The 22871-nt window shown below is 48.2% G+C and carries 23 protein-coding genes, 1 tRNA gene and 1 pseudogene; 12 read left to right on the forward strand and 13 right to left on the reverse strand.

What is annotated here, in order from left to right; genetic code table 11:
- Positions 1-72 precede the first annotated feature (72 nt).
- The 5 genes and pseudogenes from NC980_RS01085 (at position 73) to NC980_RS01105 (ending at position 3035) form a co-directional block, all read left to right on the forward strand.
- On the forward strand, positions 73-873 hold the full coding sequence (locus NC980_RS01085) for an MlaE family lipid ABC transporter permease subunit (RefSeq protein WP_190378637.1): 801 nt from the start codon (positions 73-75) through the stop codon (positions 871-873).
- A 213-nt stretch (positions 874-1086) separates the two neighbouring features.
- Positions 1087-1635, forward strand: coding sequence for a P-loop NTPase family protein (locus NC980_RS01090; protein WP_190378638.1), 549 nt, complete (start codon positions 1087-1089; stop codon positions 1633-1635).
- 12 nt (positions 1636-1647) lie between these two features.
- Positions 1648-2229, forward strand: coding sequence for a dCTP deaminase (gene dcd / locus NC980_RS01095; protein ID WP_190378639.1), 582 nt, complete (start codon positions 1648-1650; stop codon positions 2227-2229).
- Between the two features lie 52 nt (positions 2230-2281).
- Positions 2282-2706, forward strand: a pseudogene (locus NC980_RS01100) (XisH family protein).
- Positions 2707-2792: 86 nt separating this feature from the next.
- A complete protein-coding gene (locus NC980_RS01105) occupies positions 2793-3035 on the forward strand; it encodes a XisI protein (RefSeq protein ID WP_347273002.1) in 243 nt (80 codons plus the stop codon).
- 1 nt (position 3036) lies between these two features.
- Here the strand turns inward: NC980_RS01105 and NC980_RS01110 are convergent, their stop codons facing one another.
- From NC980_RS01110 to murA, 6 genes are all read right to left on the reverse strand, one after another.
- The gene (locus NC980_RS01110; RefSeq protein WP_190378640.1) at positions 3037-4416 is read right to left on the reverse strand and encodes an NAD(P)/FAD-dependent oxidoreductase; all 1380 of its coding nucleotides are present in this window, start codon (positions 4414-4416) and stop codon (positions 3037-3039) included.
- Positions 4392-5438 carry a threonine-phosphate decarboxylase CobD gene (gene cobD / locus NC980_RS01115; protein ID WP_190378641.1) on the reverse strand — a complete coding sequence of 349 codons (1047 nt, stop codon included), beginning with the start codon at positions 5436-5438 and terminating at the stop codon, positions 4392-4394. The genes NC980_RS01110 and cobD overlap by 25 nt, the downstream gene beginning before the upstream one ends.
- A gap of 34 nt (positions 5439-5472) precedes the next feature.
- A complete protein-coding gene (locus NC980_RS01120; RefSeq protein ID WP_190378642.1) occupies positions 5473-5760 on the reverse strand; it encodes an HU family DNA-binding protein in 288 nt (95 codons plus the stop codon).
- A gap of 492 nt (positions 5761-6252) precedes the next feature.
- Positions 6253-6960, reverse strand: a complete 708-nt coding sequence (locus NC980_RS01125; protein ID WP_190378643.1) for a Uma2 family endonuclease — start codon at positions 6958-6960, stop codon at positions 6253-6255.
- A gap of 3 nt (positions 6961-6963) precedes the next feature.
- Positions 6964-8574 carry a hypothetical protein gene (locus NC980_RS01130; protein WP_190378644.1) on the reverse strand — a complete coding sequence of 537 codons (1611 nt, stop codon included), beginning with the start codon at positions 8572-8574 and terminating at the stop codon, positions 6964-6966.
- Between the two features lie 166 nt (positions 8575-8740).
- Positions 8741-10081, reverse strand: coding sequence for a UDP-N-acetylglucosamine 1-carboxyvinyltransferase (murA, locus tag NC980_RS01135; protein WP_199298669.1), 1341 nt, complete (start codon positions 10079-10081; stop codon positions 8741-8743).
- Positions 10082-10316: 235 nt separating this feature from the next.
- On the opposite strand from murA, the gene NC980_RS01140 reads away from it, so the two are divergent.
- Positions 10317-10400, forward strand: a tRNA-Leu gene (locus tag NC980_RS01140).
- Between the two features lie 140 nt (positions 10401-10540).
- Here NC980_RS01140 and NC980_RS01145 read toward each other — a convergent pair.
- Together NC980_RS01145 and NC980_RS01150 are read right to left on the reverse strand one after the other, a co-directional pair.
- Positions 10541-11194 carry a hypothetical protein gene (locus NC980_RS01145; RefSeq protein ID WP_190378645.1) on the reverse strand — a complete coding sequence of 218 codons (654 nt, stop codon included), beginning with the start codon at positions 11192-11194 and terminating at the stop codon, positions 10541-10543.
- Positions 11195-11412: 218 nt separating this feature from the next.
- The gene (locus NC980_RS01150) at positions 11413-11628 is read right to left on the reverse strand and encodes an NAD(P)H-quinone oxidoreductase subunit O (RefSeq protein ID WP_190378646.1); all 216 of its coding nucleotides are present in this window, start codon (positions 11626-11628) and stop codon (positions 11413-11415) included.
- Positions 11629-11785: 157 nt separating this feature from the next.
- Between NC980_RS01150 and NC980_RS01155 the strand changes: the two genes are divergently transcribed.
- A complete protein-coding gene (locus NC980_RS01155) occupies positions 11786-12730 on the forward strand; it encodes a bestrophin family ion channel (RefSeq protein WP_190378647.1) in 945 nt (314 codons plus the stop codon).
- Here the strand turns inward: NC980_RS01155 and lnt are convergent.
- Together lnt and NC980_RS01165 are read right to left on the reverse strand one after the other, a co-directional pair.
- Positions 12680-14167 carry an apolipoprotein N-acyltransferase gene (lnt, locus tag NC980_RS01160; protein WP_190378648.1) on the reverse strand — a complete coding sequence of 496 codons (1488 nt, stop codon included), beginning with the start codon at positions 14165-14167 and terminating at the stop codon, positions 12680-12682. The genes NC980_RS01155 and lnt overlap by 51 nt on opposite strands.
- Before the next feature lie 20 nt (positions 14168-14187).
- The gene (locus NC980_RS01165) at positions 14188-14373 is read right to left on the reverse strand and encodes a CopG family transcriptional regulator (protein ID WP_190378649.1); all 186 of its coding nucleotides are present in this window, start codon (positions 14371-14373) and stop codon (positions 14188-14190) included.
- A gap of 87 nt (positions 14374-14460) precedes the next feature.
- Here NC980_RS01165 and map point away from each other — a divergent pair, with 87 nt between their 5' ends.
- The gene (map, locus tag NC980_RS01170) at positions 14461-15321 is read left to right on the forward strand and encodes a type I methionyl aminopeptidase (protein WP_190378650.1); all 861 of its coding nucleotides are present in this window, start codon (positions 14461-14463) and stop codon (positions 15319-15321) included.
- Here map and NC980_RS01175 read toward each other — a convergent pair.
- Positions 15291-15452, reverse strand: a complete 162-nt coding sequence (locus NC980_RS01175) for an XRE family transcriptional regulator (protein ID WP_190378651.1) — start codon at positions 15450-15452, stop codon at positions 15291-15293. The two genes, map and NC980_RS01175, sit on opposite strands and share 31 nt — an antisense overlap.
- A gap of 226 nt (positions 15453-15678) precedes the next feature.
- Between NC980_RS01175 and NC980_RS01180 the strand changes: the two genes are divergently transcribed.
- Positions 15679-16200: a DUF2721 domain-containing protein gene (locus NC980_RS01180; RefSeq protein WP_190378652.1), complete on the forward strand. Its 522-nt coding sequence runs from the start codon at positions 15679-15681 to the stop codon at positions 16198-16200.
- Here the strand turns inward: NC980_RS01180 and NC980_RS01185 are convergent.
- The gene (locus NC980_RS01185; protein ID WP_199298670.1) at positions 16197-16550 is read right to left on the reverse strand and encodes a hypothetical protein; all 354 of its coding nucleotides are present in this window, start codon (positions 16548-16550) and stop codon (positions 16197-16199) included. The two genes, NC980_RS01180 and NC980_RS01185, sit on opposite strands and share 4 nt — an antisense overlap.
- A 142-nt stretch (positions 16551-16692) precedes the next feature.
- Here NC980_RS01185 and NC980_RS01190 point away from each other — a divergent pair, with 142 nt between their 5' ends.
- On the forward strand, positions 16693-20208 hold the full coding sequence (locus tag NC980_RS01190) for a DNA polymerase III subunit alpha (RefSeq protein ID WP_190378653.1): 3516 nt from the start codon (positions 16693-16695) through the stop codon (positions 20206-20208).
- 108 nt (positions 20209-20316) lie between these two features.
- Here NC980_RS01190 and NC980_RS01195 read toward each other — a convergent pair whose 3' ends face one another.
- Positions 20317-20721, reverse strand: a complete 405-nt coding sequence (locus tag NC980_RS01195) for a response regulator (RefSeq protein WP_347272900.1) — start codon at positions 20719-20721, stop codon at positions 20317-20319.
- A gap of 124 nt (positions 20722-20845) precedes the next feature.
- Here NC980_RS01195 and NC980_RS01200 point away from each other — a divergent pair, with 124 nt between their 5' ends.
- Both NC980_RS01200 and NC980_RS01205 read left to right on the forward strand, forming a co-directional pair.
- Complete coding sequence (locus NC980_RS01200; protein WP_190378655.1) at positions 20846-21898, forward strand: ABC transporter ATP-binding protein; 1053 nt, start codon at positions 20846-20848, stop codon at positions 21896-21898.
- Positions 21899-22142: 244 nt separating this feature from the next.
- On the forward strand, positions 22143-22772 hold the full coding sequence (locus tag NC980_RS01205) for a PEP-CTERM sorting domain-containing protein (RefSeq protein WP_190378656.1): 630 nt from the start codon (positions 22143-22145) through the stop codon (positions 22770-22772).
- Positions 22773-22871 lie beyond the last annotated feature (99 nt).

Here is a 22871-nt window from a genome sequence, read left to right on the forward strand (position 1 = left end):
CATAAGCCAGCCAAACTCAGTTATAAACGAATTTGATATGCTTAATGCCGAGTTTGAAACAGGTAGTGCCCTTTGACTGAATCGCCCCAGACATCTTCTGCACTCGGATCTTGGAGTCGTCGTTTGATTGCCGCCATCTTACTGGGAGGGCAAGTCATCGTACATCTACTATCCGGTAAGATTAATCGCCGCAATACGGTTGATCAGATGGCAAACGTTGGACCCGAATCCCTGCTCATTGCCTTGATCACAGCCGCATTTGTGGGAGCCGTATTCACGATTCAGGTAGCGCGTGAGTTCATCAATCTTGGCGCGGGAACGGCAGTCGGGGGGGTGTTAGCAATTTCGCTGTCGCGGGAACTCGCCCCAGTGCTGACAGCAGTCGTTCTAGCGGGTCGGGTTGGGTCGGCATTTGCGGCTGAGATTGGGACGATGAAAGTGACGGAGCAGATTGATGCGCTCTATATGCTCAGGACTGACCCGATCGACTATCTCGTTATCCCCCGCGTGATTGCTTGCTGCGTGATGTTGCCGATTTTGACGCTACTCTCGCTGGTGACGGGCATGGCAGGCGGAATGGTAGTGGCGAATTCACTGTATGGCATCTCGAATACGATCTTTCTCAATTCAGCCAAGAATTTCCTCAGCGTTTGGGATATTTGTAGCTCACCGATCAAGGGATTGGTGTTTGGGTCGATGATTGCGATCATTGGGTCGAGTTGGGGACTAACGACCACAGGCGGTGCGAAAGGGGTTGGACAATCGACGACAACGGCGGTTGTCACTTCACTCTTAGCAATTTTTATTGTGAATTTCTTTTTGTCGTGGCTGATGTTTCGAGGGACGGGAAGCGCTCTCAATCAAGGGCTGTAATTTTCTTTTCAGAACGTCTGTACTTCTAATTGATTTTTCTGTATGGTATTGGCATCAGGGAAAAGTCATGTGCTGGTCAGAGGCGGCGGTGCTATCGATTCACCAAAATGATCTTGACGCTTTGCTATATCTGGTGTTTTATAGTGAAGCGGCTCGAACAGAGACGCTACATCTAAATCTAAAACAGTAAATTGCCCCAGTTGAGACAGTCCTATGGTTTCGCAAGTTGAAACACCTGTGTTTGATGCTCCACACTCAAGAAATCTGGCGCGCAATCTGAGCGTGGAAGGATTGGTGCAGGTGTTTACTTCGTTTCATCGCAATTTTTTTACAGGTGTGATGGCGCAGGCGATGCGGATTGCAGGACAGGGAACCCCAGTTCTAGTGGTGCAGTTTCTCAAAGGGGGCATCGGGCAGGGCTACGATCGACCGATGCAGCTTAGCCAAAATCTCGATTGGATTCGATGCAATATGCCACGCTGCATTGATTCACCGCAGATTAGCGAGGAAGAAGCACGATCGTTGTTAGAACTCTGGCAACATACGCGGCGGGTCGTCGAGCAAAATCGCTACGATCTTGTGGTGCTGGATGAGTTGAGTTTGGCGCTTCGCTTCGGGTTTATTCCGGAGGCGGAAGTGCTAGATTTCTTGCGAACTCGTCCGCGTCATGTCGATGTGATTTTGACGGGGCCTGAGATGCCCGACGCGCTTTTAGATGTAGCGGATCAAATTACGGAACTGCGTCGCACTCATCAACCCTAAAACATTAGCATCATGATCAAGAACGATACCTGGATTACGCAAATGGCGCAGGAAGGCATGATTGCGCCGTTTGAACCTCAGCTTGTACGACGAATTCATGGACTGCCTGTGATTTCGTATGGGTTAAGCAGCTACGGCTATGATTTGCGCCTGTCTCCGTCTGAGTTTCGGATTTTTAGACATATTCCTGGCACGGTTGTTGATCCGAAGAATTTTAGCGATGCGAACTTAGAGCCTGCACCGTTACATCAAGATGATAATGGTAGCTTCTTTATTCTGCCTGCTCATTCCTATGGATTAGGCGTTGCATTGGAACGATTGGAAGTGCCAGATAACGTGACGGTGATTTGTATTGGAAAATCCACTTATGCGCGGATTGGACTGATTGCAAACTTGACTCCGGCGGAAGCAGGTTGGAGAGGACATTTGACGCTGGAGTTCTCGAATTCATCGAGTGCAGATTGCCGGATTTATGCCAATGAAGGGATTGTGCAGTTATTGTTCCTTGAGGGCGCGCCTTGTGCCGTGAGTTACAACGATCGACGCGGCAAATATCAAGATCAAGTCGAACGGGTTACGCTGGCAAGAGTTTAAGAAAAGATGCGATCGTGCTTGTGAAGTGCGATCGCTGTAATTTCACACAGCAATGGCTAAAGATATATTTCACGAAGCTGTAAAACGTGCATTGCAAGAAGATGGATGGACAATTACTCACGATCCTTACGAACTGCATGTGGGTGGTGTGGAAATGCACATTGATTTGGGAGCCGAGCAGCTAATTGCAGCCGAACGAGATCAAACGAAGATTGCGATCGAAATCAAAAGCTTTATCGGAACTTCTGCAATTTCAGAGTTTCACGCTGCACATGGACAGTTTCTTGATTACCGCTATGCGCTGGAAGAAGAGGAGCCTGATCGTCACCTTTATCTAGCAATTCCGGTAAAAGCATATCGAGCCTTTTTCTCGTTACGGTTTATTCAAGCTGTAATTGAGCTGTAATTGAGCGCAGTCAAATCGATCTCTTGATCTATGATCCAGATCAGGAGGTGATTGTGCAGTGGAATCTGTAGAGCGATATCGAAAAATTATTCAAAAGTTATTAGGCGATCGGGCAGCCCGATCGCAACGTTCTAATTCTCAAGTTGAAGCTTAGACAATTTTTGATACTGAGCGCGACCATTATCAGCTTGTGTATGTAGGTTGGAGACGGAACGGCGATCGGGATTATGGATGCTTAATTCATCTTGATCTAAAAGGGGGCAAAATCTGGATTCAATACGATGGAACTGAAGGCGGAATTGCTCAAGAGCTTGTAGAACAGGGCGTTTCAAAGGAAGACATTGTTTTGGGGTTTCACCCGCCTTCAGTTCGGAAGTTGACAGAATTTGCAGTGGGATGAGCTATTTGATGCGTCTGCGCTGCCAAGCAAAATAGCTCTCCTGTAAATCCTGAAGGAAGTTATTTCGCTTTAAAGTGCGCCATTCATGAACCGCATTTTTGAAGACTTCCGCCAATGCTGGAGACGCATAAGAAAAACGATCGAAGCGTTGAAGCCTGAGATTCTCAGACATTGCAAGCGAGATTAAGTGAATGAGTTCGATCGCACCGTCGCCAACAATATGAGCGCCGACAATTCGACCATCACGCCGCACAATCAATTTACATAGCCCCGTTGTTGCTCCAGTGATTTGAGCCTGCATCAACGAGTGAAAGGGCTGCCGCAATACGATGACATCGCGGCGATACCGACGAATTGCTTGAGTTTCAGTTAGTCCGATCCATGCGAACTCAGGATCAGTTGCAACAGATTGAACTACACGATCGTAATCAACTTTGAAAATCGGCAGCGACGAGAGATTCTTAATCACGACATCTGATTGATAACGGGCGATCGATTGCAGCGGATGAGCGACCCAATACACGCGCCGATGAACAGTTTGTAAGCGATCGTTGAGTTGAATCGGTTCCTGAATCCCCATTGCGGGTAGATTTAGGTTCGCTAGGATAGGCTGCCAACCCACAGCGATGAGAACTTCATCCGTCTCGATCGTTGTGTTCTCAATCTCAATAATTTTCTGATTTCCGTTCTGCTGAATTCCTCGAATGTGCAACGTATTAATCACTCGAATTCCCTCCGCTTCGAGTGCGGCTTGGACGAGAAATGCTGCTTCAAGATCAGCGATCGCGAGGAGATGCGCCTGCCGAATCAGCATCGTTACCTGTGCGCCCAATCGTGAATACAACTGCGCCAACTCAACACCGATCGGATCATCGCCGATAATCACGATCGATTTAGGAATTTCCGTCACGATCGAGTCTGGTGTGAGAAACGGAATAGCAGACGGCTCTAGAAAGGCTGGAATCGTCGATGTGTAGTCTGTGGCAATCAGGTAAGAACGCGATCTAAGAATGCGCCCATTGACGGCAAATCCGGTCTGTGGCTTGCAGCAAAACTCACCTGAACCCGAAATCAACTCAATCCCTAATCCCTCCAGTTTTGCAGGGTCGTAGAACTCCTGATGAGATTGAGCGATCGCATCAACATAGCGATTCACCGGATCAAGCCGGAGCGATCGCACATCGAAATCGAGAAATAGACGTGATCGAGAAACTTGATGAATCGTTTTGGCAAAATGAGCGAGAACGCGAGCGCGTGGAATTTTCGGCTGACAATTTTGCGTAATCAGTGCGACTCTTGCTCGTTTTCGAGCCGCTTGGATTGCCGCATAAATTCCAGTCTCAGAATATCCGATGATTACGAAATCGTAGTCAGCAGGCATGAAGTCAGCCCATCAATCAAACGTTGATTTTCCGAAGTTAAGCGAACTGCCACTCGGAAATAGCGATCACCCAGTTCCGCGAAACTGAGACAATCTCGAATAAGAATCTTATCGTGTTCCAGCAATTGTTTTTGTAGCTGTGGGACGGAACATTCAGACTGGACTAAGAAATAGTTTGCAGCACCGGGGAGCGGCGACAGTCCTGGAATCGCCTTCAAGCCCTCAAAAAGCTGTGGACGGGCTAAATTGAGCCAAGCGAACGTCTGTTTTTGAAATTCGTGATCCTGTAAAACGGCTTCAGCCGCAGCCGCAGCTAAAGTATTCACCGACCAAGGATCGCGCCGTTGCTGCCAAAGTTTCAGGCGATTTGGATGCGCGATCGCGTATCCAAATCGCAATCCTGGCAACGCATAGAACTTAGTCAACGATCGCAAAATCACCAAATTCGGATAGTTCTGCACCTCCGAGATTAAACTCTGTTCTTGATCGGGCGGCAAGAAGTCCATGAACGCTTCATCCACGACGACCAATCCAAACTGATTGAGCTGTTCGAGAATCCAAGCCCGATCGAACAGTTTCCCAGTCGGATTGTGCGGATTGTTTAACAGCAATCCAGTCGATTTTGAGCCTTGCAGATTTGAACCGATCGACACACGCTGAACCTTCGCGCTAAAGGCATCCAGCGCCCGAAAGTAATCCCCAAATGCAGGCGTAAATAGGACAGTCTGATCAAACTCCGCTAAATCCCAACACGCCCAAGTCAGCAACTCTGCCGACCCATTTCCGGGCAAAATCCAATCCGGAGAAAGCTGGTGGATCTGAGCTAGCATCGATCGCACCTGCTGATAATTCGGATCAGGATAGTCCCGTAGAAGCGGCAAATGCGCTTGAATCGCATCAATTGCCGATCGAGGTGTTCCCAGAGGATTGATACTGGCAGAAAAATCAAGAATTGCAGCGGGGGAACAGCCAACCAGACCTGCTGCCCAAGATAAATTTCCCCCGTGCGCTGGACGAACCAAAATTGTTTCCTGCCTGTTGTTAACGATGAGCGAATTAATCTTCTGACTGAGGCGCGACTTTCTCTTTGAACAATTTGCCCGCCGAGAATGCCGGAACGCGAGTTGCAGGAATTTCCATCTTATCCCCAGTTTTGGGGTTACGTCCTTCCCGTGCTTGACGTTCGCGTGATTCAAACGAGCCAAACCCAACCAACGTTACTTTATCGCCAGATGATACTGCTTCGACGATCGTTTCGATCGCGGCTGACAAGACTGCATCGGCTTGCTTCTTTGTGACACTAGCTTTTTCTGCCACTGCATCAACGAGTTCACCTTTGTTCATAAAAATCTCCCATGAGTTAAAGAAAGGGCGTTTTGTCTCAAATGAGACGGATTGGCTAACTCCGAGGTTGGAGAGTTCAGATCGCCTGAAACTCCGATTCTCTCGAAATTTCAATTGCTCATTCTATAGGCTGTTTCCAAAATCTGAACGCCTGAAACCTTTAAGTTATATGGATTTGAGAATTATTTTTTGATTTTTCCGGTTTTGAGTAAGCATTTGTACTCAAAAAATTAGTTTTCCTGATCGAATTGAGACAGAATCTAACGATTTGGCAATATTCATCAGCGATCGAGAGACGATCGGGAAGAGGGCGATCGCCTTACTAACTCAGTCTCATTTAAGACAGAAGAGAGAATCGAGAAAAATAAAATGCGACGAATCTAAAGTATCTAAAGTAGGTAGACAAGCCTAATTAAACATCAGACCACCGAGCCGCTCTCACCCAAAATCTCTCCCACAGGAGAGGGAGCTAAAAGTGTCGATCGCCCCAATTCAAACCTCATCTGGGTCGATTCCTAATTCCCGTAGCCGCGCTGCCAATCGTTCTGCTCTGGCTCGTTCCTGCTCCGCTCTGGCTCGTTCGTGCTCTGCTCTAGCTCGTTCCTGCTGGAATTGTTGGTTTAGTTCGCTATAGCTCAAAAACTTCTCACCATTTGGGCGATAAATTTGCATCGGATTCAGCGTGACATCAAACCAAATGCCCAAACGAGGGCTGACATAGCTCGAAAAATCCTCAATTTCTTCGAGAAAGACATCGGTTCGGAGCCAACCGCGCAACTGGTTTGTATCCGGATCGTAGAGATAATACTCCTCAACCCCGTAACGATCGTAAAACAACAATTTCTGCTCCATTTCCCGCCGCGTATTGCTCGGAGACAAAATCTCAAACACAACATGAGGCGGAATATTTTCCTCTCGATGTTGAAGATAAGAACCCCGCACCGCACCACTCACTCCGAGGGGATCGCCTTTCGGTCTGCCAAACACGACCATTGCATCCGGAGCAGTACAAATACCAGGCTTGCCTTCGACGGGATACCATAGCAAATCGCCAGCAACAAAAATGTTCGGATGATGTTGAAACAACAAATCCAGATTCTTCTTGATCAACACAATCCATTCAAACTGCTTGGTATTATCCGCCATCGGCTTACCATCGCTGTCCGGGTAAATAATGTCCGATTTGATTTCAGCAACCATAAGCTACATCCAATCGACTGCAAATTTCCGTTCTAGCAAGCCCAAACCTAAATCGTCGGAAGTCAGCGATCTCACCTCATACAGCGCCATCATATCTTTCAAGCTCGGATTGCCCCGGCTCGCCCCCGTCAATCCTTTTGCAATCAACAACCCACAAATTCCTTTGGTTTTCTTGCAGCGCTGATCCCACTTTTTTCGCGCTTGGGCATGAGTTGGATCATCTTCTTCAAACTCCCCGAATAGATGCAAATCCCCATTCTGCGTTTGCAGCAAGCCGATATCGTAGCGATCGCCCATAAACGGATCAGCCCCCGGATTAAAGCAAATTCCACCCAATCCCCCCGCTGCTTCGATTTCTTCAATCATCTGCTTCGCTTTGGGGCGTGAGGTCTGAATCAAAATAATCGGCAATCCGTCGCCTGCTTGCGTTGGAGAATCGAGTTGAACATGAGTTGCACCCGATCGTAGCCCTTCCACGACTTCCCAGGGCACGACTCCCAAACTCAAGAAAGAATTTTCGGGCACCAGATCATCGCGAATCATTGGCATCTGGCTCAGGTCAGCCTCATCGTCCTCGACCATTGCATACAGTTCTTCTGCGACTTCCGGTAGCGTTGAAACTTTGACCGAAATCGTATCCCCTTCAGGAGAAGGAATCTTAAATCGGCTACTAATTGCAGGGAATTCATCATTCATTAACTTGCGGCGATGCGATTTGAGAAACCGATGGAACGCCTCTAAAACAACGATCAACGCCGTCGCTTCTTCTTCGTAAAGAAACGATCGAATCCCTTCCAGCGGATGCAAATTTCCAAAAACAGGATTGAGCAGAGCGTCGGGCATTCCCTCTAAATCGCCGTCGAACTCCTCATCGTCGTTATCGGTTTCGTAAGTCAGAAACAAGCAATCCTGCGCCAAGAACGCCTCTTCCATGCGTTCCATTGATTCGTTAGAAAGCACTCGCTGCCGAAACTGCCTGAGTGAATCGAGCGATCGGTACAACAAAATGCCGTACTCCATCCCCAGCATTCCCATGACCGAGGCGTAGACACAGCCCAAATCCCAGCGATTTAGCTCGATCTCTAGAATCTTGTGATCTGGCAATAGTGACCAAGGGGCATCCTCCCAGAGTGAACTTGCTTTTGCCAGTAACTCTTCTGCAAACTGCGGTGGTATTGCAGGCGGACGAGTATTCGTCGTCTCTTGAAATCCCCGAAAGATCTCATCGATCAGCGGCAGTTCCGGGACATAATCCAGCACAATCTCTAAATCTTGAAGTACGCCTCTAAGGTAGAAGAGCGTTTCTCGATCGCGCACCACAATCTTCTGCGGTCGAGCCGGTTTCGCGGGATTGTGGGGATGCTCCATCGCCCGCAGGAGCGTTCTCACGATCGCTTCATGCCCCGTCTCAACGGGTACGACATCCATCGCCCGCACTACGCCCTGAGAGCCATCCACCCAGAGGATACATTCTCCTTCGGTTGAAGAAGACTCAGACCAAGCCGGATCGATCGGCGCACCAGAAGTGAGGATTCGTCGATCGCCTTCCCAGACCGAGGAAATTTGGGGGAGTTCTAGCAGCCGACGATGAGTAGAAGGATTGAGACCAGTCATAACGCGCCATGAAACAACGGGGGAATGCTGCACACGCAGTAGACTTTATCTTAATCTGTTCACCCTATCTCAGCACCGAAACGATTAAGGTTCTGCAATGTTTAATCGAAGCTTTAGGGAGACAGAAAGACATCTCCCTAAAAAACATCTTCCTAAGTTGGCTGAATTAACTGCGCTTTGATTCGACCGGAGCCGCCGGAATTTCAGCTTCTTGAGCACGTTGAATTTTCGCACCCAAACCGCGCAGCTTTGCCTCGATGTTGTCATACCCACGATCGAGGTGATTTAGTCCGCGCACCGTGGTCATTCCGTTTGCTGCTAAGCCTGCAATCACTAAGGCAGCAGATGCGCGTAAGTCGGTTCCTTGGACGGGCGCACCCGACAATTGGGGAACACCCCGCACGATCGCAATATTGCCTTTCAAGCGGATGTCGGCTCCCATACGATTTAGCTCTGCGACGTGCTGGAGCCGATTCTCAAACAGCTTCTCCGTAACCATGCTGTCGCCTTCCGCTAAGGTTAGAAGCGACATGAACGGAGCTTGCAGATCCGTTGGAAATCCTGGAAAGGGGAGGGTTTCGATGTCGGTTCCTCGGAATTTTTCAGTCGGAAGTACCCGAATTCGATCGGGTGCATCGATCGCAACTTTCACCCCAATTTCACTCAGTTTCGCGATCGTAGCACTCAGATGATCGGGCACGATCGGAGATAAGCTAATCTCCGATCGTGTAATTGCACCTGCCAGCAAAAAGGTTCCAGCTTCGATACGATCGGGAACGACAGAATACTCGGTTTCGTGCAGTTGCGGCACCCCATTGATTACAATGCGATTTGTGCCCGCACCGCGAATTTGTGCGCCCATTGCCCGGCAGAAATTTGCTAGATCTACGACTTCAGGCTCTTGAGCTGCATTCTCGATGATGGTTTCCCCTTCGGCTAGAGTTGCCGCCATCATGATGTTCTCGGTTGCACCAACGCTGGGAAAGTCGAGATAAATCCGCGCCCCAGTTAATCGTTTGCGATTGCCACGAAGACGAGCATGGACGACTCCGTGTTCGATGATCACTTCTGCGCCCAGGGCTTGCAATCCTTTGACGTGCAGATCAACGGGTCGATCGCCGATCGAGCAACCGCCGGGTAAGGGAACCTGTGCCACTCCGAGCCGCGCTAGTAGCGGGCCTGCAACGAAAAAGCTGGCTCTAAGCTGGCTCACCAAATCATAGGGTGCTTTCGACTGCGTAATTTCGGACGCATCGAGATCTAAAATTCCTTGACTGTGAGAAACTTTCACGCCCAATGCGGACAAGATTTCACCGATGCGGGTGATGTCCAACAGAGAAGGAACATTGCGTAATCGACAAGTGCCTGAGCATAAGATTGAGCCTGCCATCAGGACGAGTGCAGAGTTTTTGGCACCGCTAATGGTGACGTGTCCACTCAGGGACTGGCGACCCCGGATGTGCAGGACAGAGTGGCGTTCTTCGGGTGAAGAATGGGAGTTAGACAAGTTGGGAGCGAGAGTAATGGCTTTATCCTCCTGGACTGCAATCGTTACAATTACTTTAAAGTTGGTTTAGATTCTACCGGAAAGTCGAAAATTGTCCAGCATTATGCTAAACCGTCCGTCGAAGCGGGTGAGGAGAAGCGCGATCGCGCTGGGCAAAATCAGATTACCCAAAAGATTGACATTTTGAGGCAGGTGCGTAACAATCAGAGATCGCGATGCTTAAATGCTTCGCCCTGCGGGACTGGCGGAATTGGTAGACGCGCTAGATTCAGGTTCTAGTGTTCGCAAGGACTTCCGGGTTCAAGTCCCGGGTTCCGCATCTTCATAACGATGCCTTTGATGGGTTGCTCAAAATCAAGAGCAGCCCATTTTTGATTAAGACGATCGTAAATTGCAATCAACCCTGCTTCTGCGATTCTGCTTATCGATCGTGCGGGGTTAGTTGGAAAAGTCTAATCGCTACAGTTGCCCTGAAATGGGCTGACAGGTTTTGCTCACGGCAGTTGTATTAATCGGGATGAGTTCGTCGCGCTGCAAGATTTGATTGTCTACGCCCAAGGCTCTGACATCGCAAATCGCTGTTGCTCCAGGGGCAACGAGTAACAGCATTCCATCCAGGCTGTTGTCGCGTAAAACTTTTCCATTGTTGAAGGTGACTTCTACGGCTGCAACGGTTGGCGATAGCACTTCTCCATAGAAAACTGCTTGTCGCTCTTTACCCTTGGTGGTCGTGCGCCCGACGCTGTACTCAATCAGTTTTTTAGACTTGGAAGAAGCAGATTTGCTCTGCTGACTGACATAGCTCCCGGTATCAATCAAGTTCCATTCCATGCCGCTGCGCTTTACGACTCGGTAGCTCAACATCGATTGAGACTTAGTTTGGAAGGTTGAGCGATCGCTGTTGCAATGGCCACGGTACAGGGCGACTAATCCTTGCGACCATTTTCGTACCGTAAGTACCTGAAAATTTTTTGCTTCGGCTTCTGATTGCCCTGGACAGGTGAAAGGACGGCGGATCACTTCTTCAGGTGTCGCAGCCACGATCGAAACCGTGTAGCCAACTGTTGCAACACAGACCACTCCCACCAAACCACCCAGCCAGCGTCGATTCATGGTCAGTTCCCTAAAGCAACCCAAATGTCAAGCTCCACCTTAGTTTGCCTGCTTTCTCGAAAAATCTTCTCTTTCTAGGGGGGAGTTTTAGAATTGCTGATACTCTAGCTGCTCAATGCGGGTGCGCGATCAATTTTTGTGGGATGAGCCGCTGGTGGTTGCGATCGTCACCATCAGAGCGATCGCAACCACTAGCCGTGTGTTGTTTTCTAGAGAATTTATTTGAAGGGTTCAAGCTGATCTTGTCTCAACCAAATATTCGGTGTGGGAACGGTGCCAAACTTGACGTAAGCATAGTCGCCCTTGAGGTCAACAATTTCGCCTTTTGTTTCAAAAATGTAGTTGGGGAAACGCGGATCACTGGCTTTGGCTTCGAGGCTGTTTTCGAGCTTTTCGCGGATGACACGAACCATGTCGCCTTTTTTGACGGGCATAACCTACCTCACGAGTCTTTCAGTTTCTATTATGTTGCACAGGTGTATCGAGTTCGATGGAAGTTTGTAAGCGTCTCCATAGATAGATTACGACAAGATTCTTAATCATTGTCAGTGAGTGCAATATGATGAAACGGTTGCAAGCCGATCAAGTTCGATGAGTTTTGAGAAAAAACACTGGTTGAGAACCGCACTGCAAATTAAAGGATCGGTGTTGCTGCAAGTGCTGCCCCGATCTCTCTTTTGCGGTGGGTTTGCGTTGCTGATTACGATCGCGTTCGTAAAGGGACAACCTGTTTCGCTGCCGGCATTAGCGAGTTTGATCCCGAATATTGTGCTGGGATTGCTGCTGGTGTTTCGCACGAACACGGCTTATGACCGATTTTGGGAAGGGCGGAAGGCTTGGGGAAAACTGGTGAACGATACGCGCAATCTGGCGCGGCAGATTTGGGTTGCGGTGGCGGAAGTCACAGAAGGCGACAGAGCCGGAAAAATTGAAGCGCTGTATTTGCTGGTGGCGTTCTCTGTGGCAGTCAAATCTCACTTGAGACAAGAGCCGTTGGGATCTGAGATTGAAGTTGTAATTTCGCTTGATCGCGTAGCGCGATTAAAGGGGATTCAAAATTCACCATTGAGGGTTGCATTCTGGATTGCAGATTACTTGCAGCTTCAGTATCAGCGCGATCGCGTCAAGATTCATCAGCTCACCGAAATGCAGCGTTTATTAGATGGGTTAGTGGATAGCTTGGGTGCATGTGAGCGAATTTTAAAGACACCGATGCCGATCGCTTACGCGATTCACTTAAAACAATTAATTCTGCTGTACTGTCTCTCTTTGCCATTTCAAATGGTGGGAAATCTGGGTTGGTGGACTCCTCCGGTTGTGGTGCTAATTAGTTTTACGCTGTTTGGAATTGAGGCAATTGGAATTGAGATCGAAAATCCCTTTGGGCGCGACCCGAATGATTTACCGCTCGACGCGATTTGCGAAACGATGTTGAAAAACATTCAAGATTTAACGGAACTTAGACCGAGTAATCATCCTCAGGATCTACCGTTGATTGCGGCTTATGAAGAACAGCAAAACGGCGGTTATTCCTAATAATGTCGGGGTTAGCCAATTACCCCATTTCACATAGAAAGTCTGTGTTTGCTGGCGATAGATTGTGTCTGCGTGTGTTTGGTATTGATTGTTTTGCGATCGCCATTTGACGCGACCATGCGGATCAACAATGCCCGAATATCCGGTATTTGTCACGCGCACTGCCCAGCGGTCGGTTTCGATCGCCCGAATAATGTCATGAGCTTCATGTTGTGCCATTAATACAGTGCTGTAGGGATCTAAGTTTGATGCAGTGATGAGAAACTCCGCCTTGTTTGCAACTTGATGACGAAAGACTTCTGAGAATGCAGAATCAAAACAAATGCCGATCGCAATCCGTCCAATGGGTGTTTCAAACTGTTGGTTAAAATCGCCCGGGATCATGAAAGCGTCGATCGGAGATAAGCGCCCAATTAATCCACCCAGTAATTTTTCAAATGGCAAATACTCACCTAATGGAACTAATTTGATTTTGTTGTATCGAGCGATCGGATTTCCATCAGTTGCAGTTGCAATTAAGCTTTGCGTGTATCGCGTTCCTTCTGGCACAAAAGTTCCAAGCAACGCTAAAACTCGTTTTTCTGCGATCGCTTGCGTGACAGGATTTCGGATGTTTTCACCCTGCCATAGAAATGGTAAAGCGCCCTCTGGAGTTACAACAAAGTCAACCGGCTGATCTGCCAGCGCTCGATATCCCGATGAATATCCATCTAATGCTTTTCTCAATCCTTCGGCAAATAGTTTCTGTCGAGTTAGAACATTGCCTTGAATAATTCCTGCGGTTAACTTTGCTTCGGGAGATTGTACGATCGTCGTTTGATATAATCCGAATCCGATCAGATGCAGAATGATTAATAGCGTGATCGCACTTGCAATAATTTTTTTACTCTTAGCTAACCATGCTTCTGCAATTAATCCATTTACGGCAACGATCGAGGCTGTTACGGTCAATGCTCCAGAAATTCGCCCCAAATGCAGAATCACTAAGTTATGCGGACTCTGCGTATAACTTAGTGATGTCCAATCCAATGCACTCCACTGCCGCACGAATTCTAATCCGCACCATAGCGCGGTTCCTGCAATGACTCGCACAATCGAACGATTGGGAATTCGCGCTAATCCCCACGCCCAAATCCCTGTGCAGAATGCGCCCCACAAGGTAATGAACGCCCAGACGAACGCGACGATCGACACGCTTGCAGCCCAGGACAATCCCAACCACATTAATGGATGCAATCCTGTAATCCAGTGCAGTGCAAAACCGTGATAGATAATGCCCCAAACGATCGCAGGCTTGATCGATCGTGTTCTTACAGTCATCGCCCAGACTGGAGCTAAGGCAAACCACGCCAGCCACCAAAAGCTAATGGGTGCAACAGCAAGCCCCATCAGAAAAGCGCTGAGAATCGCGATCGTCAACGCTGTTCGTCCCTTCATAAAATTACTCAATTGCTGATTCAACGCAAGTTTACGATCTCTGTAGAACTTTGTTGCTCTCGTCGTTCCTGCAATGCTCGTTCAATTAACTTTGAAACGAGCCAGGAAACCGATCGTTCGTCCGCTTGTGCCCATGCTTCTAGATCCTTCTTCCACTCCGGAGGCACATAGGCAACCACTCGCTCTAAGTCTGTTTTTCCGCCCATAGTCGAGATCTTGTTCTGATAGTCTATAGCATCCTATCAGTCCCGCCTGTGTTACGCTAGGCTATGCTGTGCCAGCAAGAGAACGCTATGAATCTGCAAAATTTATTGTCCATTGCCAAACCTGCAACTCAACATCGTGGAATTGTTCTGCTTTCAGCGCGGGAACTCGACAAAATGCGGACAGTGGGCAAGCTTGCAGCACAGTTGTTGGATTATCTTGAACCTTTGGTACAACCGGGAGTTAGCACTCAAGAATTGAATGACGAAGCCGATCGCTGGATGAAAGAACACGGTGCAATCAGCGCCACACTCGGCTATGCTCCTCCAAATCATCCGCCTTATCCCGGTTCCATTTGCACTAGCGTTAACGAAGTTGTTTGTCACGGCATTCCCAGTTCCAAGCAGAGTCTTAAAGACGGCGACATTATTAATATTGATGTCACTCCGATTCTCGATGGTTATCACGGGGATACATCGAGAATGTTTCTGGTTGGGAATCCTTCGGAGGCGGCTCGAAAGTTAGTCGAAGTGACAAAAGAAGCAATGATGCGCGGCATTGCGGCAGTGAAACCGGGTGCAAGGGTGGGGGATATTGGTGCGGCGATTCAGGAGTATGCTGAGGCGAATGGTTTCTCAGTTGTGCGCGATATGGTGGGTCACGGGGTGGGACGAGTGTTTCACACAGAACCGCAGATTCCGCACTTTGGCAAGCGAGGAACAGGGGTGAAGCTGCGTCCGGGAATGGTGTTTACGATCGAACCCATGCTGAACGAAGGCACGTATGAACTGAAGTTTTTAAGCGATCGTTGGACTGTGATCACCAAAGATAAGAAGCTCTCTGCACAGTTCGAGCATACGATCGCGGTAACTGAGATCGGCTATGAAATTTTGACACTGTCTGACACTGTCTTAGAGCGTCAGGCAACGTTTGGTAAAACTTCAACGTGAGCTTTCATTCCCACATTTGCCAGCACTGCAATCAGTGGCTCGATGCGAAATTGCTCGATGTCGCCTTGAAGCAATGCCTCAACTTGGTCTTCGGTTGCTCCTAATTGCTGGACTGCTTGTCTGATGTCCATTGTTGCGCTTCAATCAAATTTCTTAAAGTTAACATCAGGTCTGCTCGAATTCTGAAAGTTTCAGAACAGAAAAAGCCCAAATCAGTAAAAATATTTCTATTCGCCTGATCAGCCCTTTGGTGATTGCCGAGCATCGTTTCTGTCTGTTTCAAACATTTTTCTAGTTTAGTACGCTGGTACTAAAATCGTGTTATCCTCTTTGTCGTTAGAGAGTATCAGAGGTGGCATGAGTATAGACGACACGACCCAATTGATTCAACTCATTCTCAATTCGGTGCTGATGCTGCTTGCCTGTGCGTTTGTTCTGGGTGGGCTACTGCTGCGACGAAGCGTGATTGAAAATCGCCTGCAAATTACCAATGTTGAATATTTCCAAATTCTTGGTCAACTCGATCGAGCCAATCGCTTATCGATGCTACAGAAGCAAATTCGCTATCTGCAACAGCGCGTCAAGTCAGCAAACAACGGCATTTTAGTCATGTATTATGCGTTGGCTTTGTTTGTGTCGAGTACGTTTGCGTTAGCGATGCGGACAGTTCTAGAAGCGGAATGGCTGATCACCGGATCAATGGCGCTGTTTGTGGTGGGAACTGCGATTTTATTGTTTAGTGTGGCGATCGTTCTGGTTGATCTGCATCATTCCGATCGTCCCTTCTGGCAAGAAATGCGGGATATTCTCGCATCGGATCTGCCAAGAAAACGCCGGATCAAAAAGATCCGGAGTCGTCGAAAAGTGGTTCTGCGCTAGGGTTCGGGGGCAATGACTCTGGCTTGTTTCCCGGAGGCATCGACCACGATCCAACCCGTAGCAGCATCGCTCGGTTCGGATTGCGTGACGTGAAAGGCAACTTTTTCGCCTTTGGTGGTCACGGCAAAATCGGCATTTTGGGCAGATTGCACCATGAAGCCACGATCGCGTAAACAAAACATCGCCCAACCTTTAAGCGTTTGATTTGCCGGATTAAAGGGCACAGGAGGACGATCGAATATACTTTGCATCACTTGAATTAACTGCGACATATTCCCCAATTGCAAATCGCTATTTTCAGCGTAAACGGTAATGGGCGCAGCGCCTGATCGTCGCTGAATTTGGTACATTGGTATTGGAATGTGAATCGGGGTGCGAATTTTCTTGACTCTATATCTGGGGACAATTGGGAATTTATTTCAAAAAATTTGTAGATATAGCGCTCAAGATCGGTTACTGTAAAACTCATTCCTTCGCGTGGGTTGAGTGATTATGTCTTTCGTCGGTCTGCACATTCACAGTGATTACAGTTTGCTTGACGGTGCGGGGCAGTTGTCGAAATTGGTCGATCGCGCCGTGGAACTTGGAATGCCCGCGATCGCGCTGACGGATCATGGAGTGATGTATGGTGCGATCGAACTGATTAAGACCTGTCAAGGAAAAGACATTAAGCCGATCATCGGCAACGAGATGTATATCATCAACGGCGACATTACGAAGCAAGAACGCCGCCCGAAATATCATCAAGTTGTTTTAGCGAAGAATACACAAGGCTATAAGAACCTCGTTAAGCTCACCACAATCTCGCACCTCAAAGGCGTTCAGGGTAAAGGAATTTTCTCGCGTCCCTGTGTCAACAAAGATTTACTCGCTGAGTATCATGAAGGCTTGATCGTGACGAGTGCTTGTCTCGGTGGAGAAGTGCCGCAAGCGATTCTGCAAGGAAAGCCCGAAATTGCTCGGAGAATTGCGACTTGGTATAAGGAGCTATTTGGGGATGATTACTATCTTGAGATTCAGGATCATGGATTGTTAGAGGAGCGCATTGTTAATCCTGAGATTGTCAAGATTGCTCAAGAACTAGACATTAAGCTGATTGCGACCAATGATTCGCACTATGTGTCTTGCTATGATGTCGAAGCTCACGATGCTTTGTTATGTATTCAAACCGGAAAGTTAATTTCTGAAGAGAAACGACTGCGCTACACCGGAACCGAGTATCTAAAATCAGCAGATGAAATGCGATCGCTCTTTCGAGATCATTTGCCGCAAGACATCATTGAAGCTGCGATCGCAAACACTGTAGAAGTCGCGGACAAGATTGAACAATACACCCTAATGGGTGGTGAACCTCGACTGCCAGACTATCCGATTCCACCCGGATTTACTGCGGATACTTACATCGAAAAGATTGCTTGGGAAGGATTGATTCAGCGTCAGAAACGGAACTCGCGAGATGAAATCAGTGATGAATACCGCGATCGTCTTATCTATGAGTTGAATATGCTCAAGCAGATGGGATTCTCAACTTACTTCCTGGTCGTTTGGGACTACATCAAGTATGCAAGAGACAATAAGATTCCGGTCGGGCCGGGACGCGGTTCTGCGGCGGGTTCATTGGTTGCTTATGCACTAGGAATCACAAACATTGATCCGGTACATCATGGCTTACTGTTTGAGCGATTCTTGAATCCAGAGCGTAAATCGATGCCAGATGTGGATACGGATTTTTGCATCGACAGGCGGGATGAAGTGATCAAATATGTGACCGAAAAGTATGGTATAGAGCGAGTCGCGCAGATCATCACCTACAACCGGATGAACTCGAAAGCCATTCTGCGAGATGTAGCGCGGGTGCTGAACATTCCATTGAGTGAAGCCGATCGCATGGCGAAACAAATCCCAGTGTTTCGCGGTAAATCCACTAAGCTCAAAATCATGGTGTCTCCAACTGAAACACCCTCGAAAGAGTTCAGCCAGAAATACCATCAAGATCAAGTCATTCCGAACACCAATCCGCCCATTACTTACCGTCGCTGGCTAGACATGGCAATGCGGATCGAAGGCACAAACAAAGCCACCGGAGTTCATGCGGCGGGTGTAGTGATTTCTTCAGAGCCATTGGATGAGATTGTGCCACTAGAAATGACCAAAGATGGCGGCATTGTGACTCAATATGCAATGGAAGACATTGAGCTACTAGGCTTGCTGAAGATGGACTTCTTAGGCTTGAAGAATCTCACCATGATCGAGAAAACGATCGAGCTAATCGAACAAAGCCAAAACATCAAACTCGATCTGGATAGTTTGCCGCTCAATGATCCAGAAGTCTACAAGCTGCTAGCGCGAGGCGAACTTGAAGGGATCTTCCAGCTTGAATCCTCTGGAATGCGTCAGATTGTGCGTGACCTGAAACCCGATGGAATTGATGATATTTCCTCGGTGCTTGCGCTTTATCGTCCAGGACCATTGGATGCAAAGCTGATTCCTAAATTCATCAATCGCAAACACGGTCGCGAAAAGATTGACTATGCTCATGAGATTCTTCAGCCGATTCTGAAAGAAACCTATGGAATCATGGTGTTCCAAGAGCAGATCATGAAGATTGCTCAGGATATGGCAGGCTATTCGCTCGGACAAGCGGATCTGTTGCGTCGAGCAATGGGTAAAAAGAAAAAGGCTGAAATGGAAAAGCACCAAGCCTTGTTTGTCAAAGGTGCAAAAGATCGGGGGGTTTCTGCCAAAATTGCCGAAGAACTGTTCGAGCAGATGGTGAAGTTCGCGGAATACTGCTTCAATAAATCGCACTCAATGGCGTATGGTTATGTCACTTTCCAAACGGCTTATCTGAAGGCGAACTATCCCGTCGAATATATGGCAGCAATCTTAACGATTAACAGTGGTGAACAAGACAAAGTTCAGCGCTACATCGCAACCTGTCATAGTTTAGGAATCAAAGTGCTGCCCCCGGATATCAATCGATCGGGCATCGACTTTACGCCCACCGGAGATGCGATCCTGTTTGGACTCTCTGCGGTGCGAAACGTGGGAATGAGCGCGATCGAAGCCATTCTCGAAGCCCGTGACGCAGGCGGACAGTTCAAATCACTGGCGGATTTATGCGACCGCGTCGATTCCCGCGCACTCAACAAACGCGCATTAGAAGCCTTGATTCACTGTGGAGCGTTTGACTCGATCGCACCGAATCGTCACCAACTCGCCAATGATCTAGAACTCGTGATGGACTGGGCACAATCAAGGGCACGCGATCGCGCTAGTGGACAAGGTAGCTTATTCGATCTACTCGGTGCAGTGACGCAGAAAAGCAGCTTTGAAGCGGCTCCAAAAAGTGCAACGGTTGCCGACTATCCTTCGCAAGAAAAGCTCCGGCTCGAAAAAGAAGTCCTCGGCTTCTACATTTCCGATCATCCCCTAAAGCAACTGCAAGACTCGGCAAAAGTGTTAGCACCGATTAGCCTAGGCAACTTACAGAACAGTCGAGAAGGTTCAACCGTCAGCGCGATCGTCATGATTACTGCAGTAAAACGAGTTACAACCAAGAAAGGAGATGCAATGGCAGTGATTCAAATCGAAGATTTGACCGGACGAGCAGAAGCGGTTGTGTTTCCCAAATCCTTCGATCGCATCGGTAGCCTGATTGAGCCGGATGCGCGTCTGATGGTCTGGGGCAAGATTGATAAACGCGATGAAGATCAGTTCCAGTTCATTGTTGACGACGCGGAACCGATCGATCAGGTGCGAATGGTGATGGTTGAACTTGAACCCAGGATTGCAGATGATGCAATGGAACGGCATCGGCTTAAAACGGTGTTGCAGGAGAATGGCGATCGGGACCATGCTAAAGTTTCAGTGATTGCGATCGTCGGGACTCCGACTCGAAGCCAGATTGTGCGCTTTGGCTCTCAATTCCGTGTTCAAGATGAAGAGGCAACCGTGAGCGCTTTGGAGCAAGCAGGCTTCAAAGCGAGAGTGTCATCATTGGTTTGAGAGGATATTTGCAGAGTCTTCGTTCGTTGCAGCACTCCGCTCTGAGCTGAAGTTCGGGCGGAAGCGCAACGAAACGAAGGGGCTACCTATACTTTTCTCAAACATCCTCTAAAGATCGTTAGGGGGCGTATCGATCAGTTGCTCGATCGTGTTCAACAAAATTTCTGAATCATACGGTTTTGGCAGATACACATCAAATCCTACCGACTCTGAATCCTGCCGAATCATCGCGATCACCTCTCCAGTCAGCGCGATCGCGACTGTTCGATGCGTCTCTTGCTGTCGAATGACATCTAAAACTCGTGCTCCATTACCGTCCGGTAGCCGAATGTTACTCACTAATAAATTTGGCTCAAACCCAAATCGAATGATTTCAATTCCCTCCTGAATCGAACCGGCTGACAGCACGATCGCGCCTTGATGCTCCAGAAGCACGGTTAGGGCCAGTCGTGTCACTGCTTCATCCTCAACAATCAAGACGCGTGATGAATGTAACCCAGAAGATTTAATCACAAAAATGCTAGAAGTCAGATTTTGATAAACAACATTAATTTACTATGGTATTAAAATGATGCACCATAAGATAGACTCGTTTCCCTAACTTCGGATGCGTTTTTCTAAAGATTTAACTAAGTTTATGGCAACCGTTCGACTCGATCGCATCACTCGACGTTTTAGTAAATCCGCAGCCGTTGAGGATATTAGCTTTGAGATTCCTGATGGCGAGTTCTGGGTGTTGGTGGGTCCCTCTGGCTGTGGTAAATCAACCGTCTTACGCACGATCGCAGGGCTAGAAACGGCGACTTCTGGGAATTTGTACATTGGCGATCGGCTGGTGAATCAAGTCCCGGCTCGCCAGCGCGATGTGGCAATGGTGTTTCAAAATTACGCACTTTACCCGCACATGACCGTGGCTGAGAACATTGCATTCGGGCTAAAAATGCGACAGGCAGAGCCGAAAACGATTCAAGAACGAGTCGAGTCAGTGGCAAGAATTTTAGAAATCGGTCATTTACTAGAGCGCAAACCGAGACAGTTATCGGGCGGACAGCAGCAGCGAGTCGCCTTGGGAAGAGCGATCGCTCGTCAGCCGCAAGTGTTTTTGCTGGATGAGCCGCTCTCGAATCTAGATGCCCAACTGCGCGACGGGACTCGAACTGAACTTAAACAATTACATCAACAGGTCGGCATTACTACGATCTACGTTACGCATGATCAAGTTGAAGCGATGACTTTAGCCGATCGCATTGTTGTATTGGAGCGCGGCAGAATTCAGCAGATTGGCACACCCCAGGAGATTTACGATCGACCGATTAATCGCATGGTTGCTACGTTTCTTGGTAGTCCACCGATGAACTTAATTTCAGCAACATTCACCGGGTCAAGCTTTCAGATTGGGGGGCAATCGTTTGCGATCGCGCTCGATGTCCCACCCGGACAATACGATCTCGGAATTCGTTCAGAGCATCTTTCTGTGAATGCGACAGATCCACACTGCGTTGCTCAAGTGAGTGTAATTGAACCGTTGGGACGAGAAGTGCTGGTTCGTGCGGCGTTGGAAGGTCGATCGATCAATTTGCAGACTGATCCGGCTTTGAATTTAAGAGTAGGAGATCGCTTGCCGTTGCGGTTGGATCTCGATCGATTGTTTCTGTTTGATTCGATTACTGGCGATCGAGTATGTCCTTAAACTGCTCTGTTAATGTCCTAGTATTTGTCATGTTTTATACAAAGCGTAGAGAGCGATAAAAATGAATACTATTATCCCCTCTACACAAAAGGCTCATTTCTGGTGTGTTTTTCGTAAAATCAATGATGTGACGTAGAAATTCTATTTATTGCGTTCTAGTATAGTAATGCCCCCAGTTCAGTATAAACACGTACGTAGTATTAGCGTCTGCGCTCTTCTCGATTATCTTTTAGGGGAAAACACAATGAAGTCAAAAGGAGTGCTGTCAGCATCGGTGCTGGCAGTTAGTTTATTAGCCTTACCATCTTTACCTACCAATGCCGCCAACCCGAACCGCCCTGGTGGTAACCCTTCTGGTGGTGGTGCTCCCACAGCAGTTTCGTGTTCGCTAGGTTCTGTCACGGCTGGAGGTTCAATCTTCTCAGCTTGCCAAGGCGCGTTCTCAGGCAACGATGATCAAAGTGGCTCAGGAGCGTTGCTGAACCTGTTAACGACAGGGGTGTTTAACGGCATCACAAATTGGACGTTTGTTGGTAAATCCGACTCTGGTACTGGAGCAGTAACTGCACCAAATGCAGGAATTTCTGGAAACTGGAGTGTTCAAACTGGATTGACTGAACCATTCGTCGTCAGTTTGAAAGCAGGTAATTTCTGGAGCGCTTATTTCTTTGACAATGCGACCAGTGCGGCGGTATTCGGGGGAACCTGGAACACCAACGGGATTGCGACTAATACGCCAGAACTCTCTCACCTTACGGTGTATCGTGCAAATGTTACACCCCCACCAGAGCGTGTTCCTGAACCCGGAACGCTTGCTGCATTGGGATTAGCAGCAGTCGGCGCGTTTGGACTTAAGCGTAAACGAACGACCTAAGCACCCAATAAGAAATCAGCACCAAGGTTGCTCAAAGAAGTGTCATTGGGAAAGGGTGCTCCCGAAGGAGCACTGTTGGAAGCACTGTTTTAATTTCAA

It is taken from the genome of Leptolyngbya sp. AS-A5, assembly GCF_039962495.1.
Lineage (GTDB): Bacteria > Cyanobacteriota > Cyanobacteriia > Leptolyngbyales > Leptolyngbyaceae > Leptolyngbya.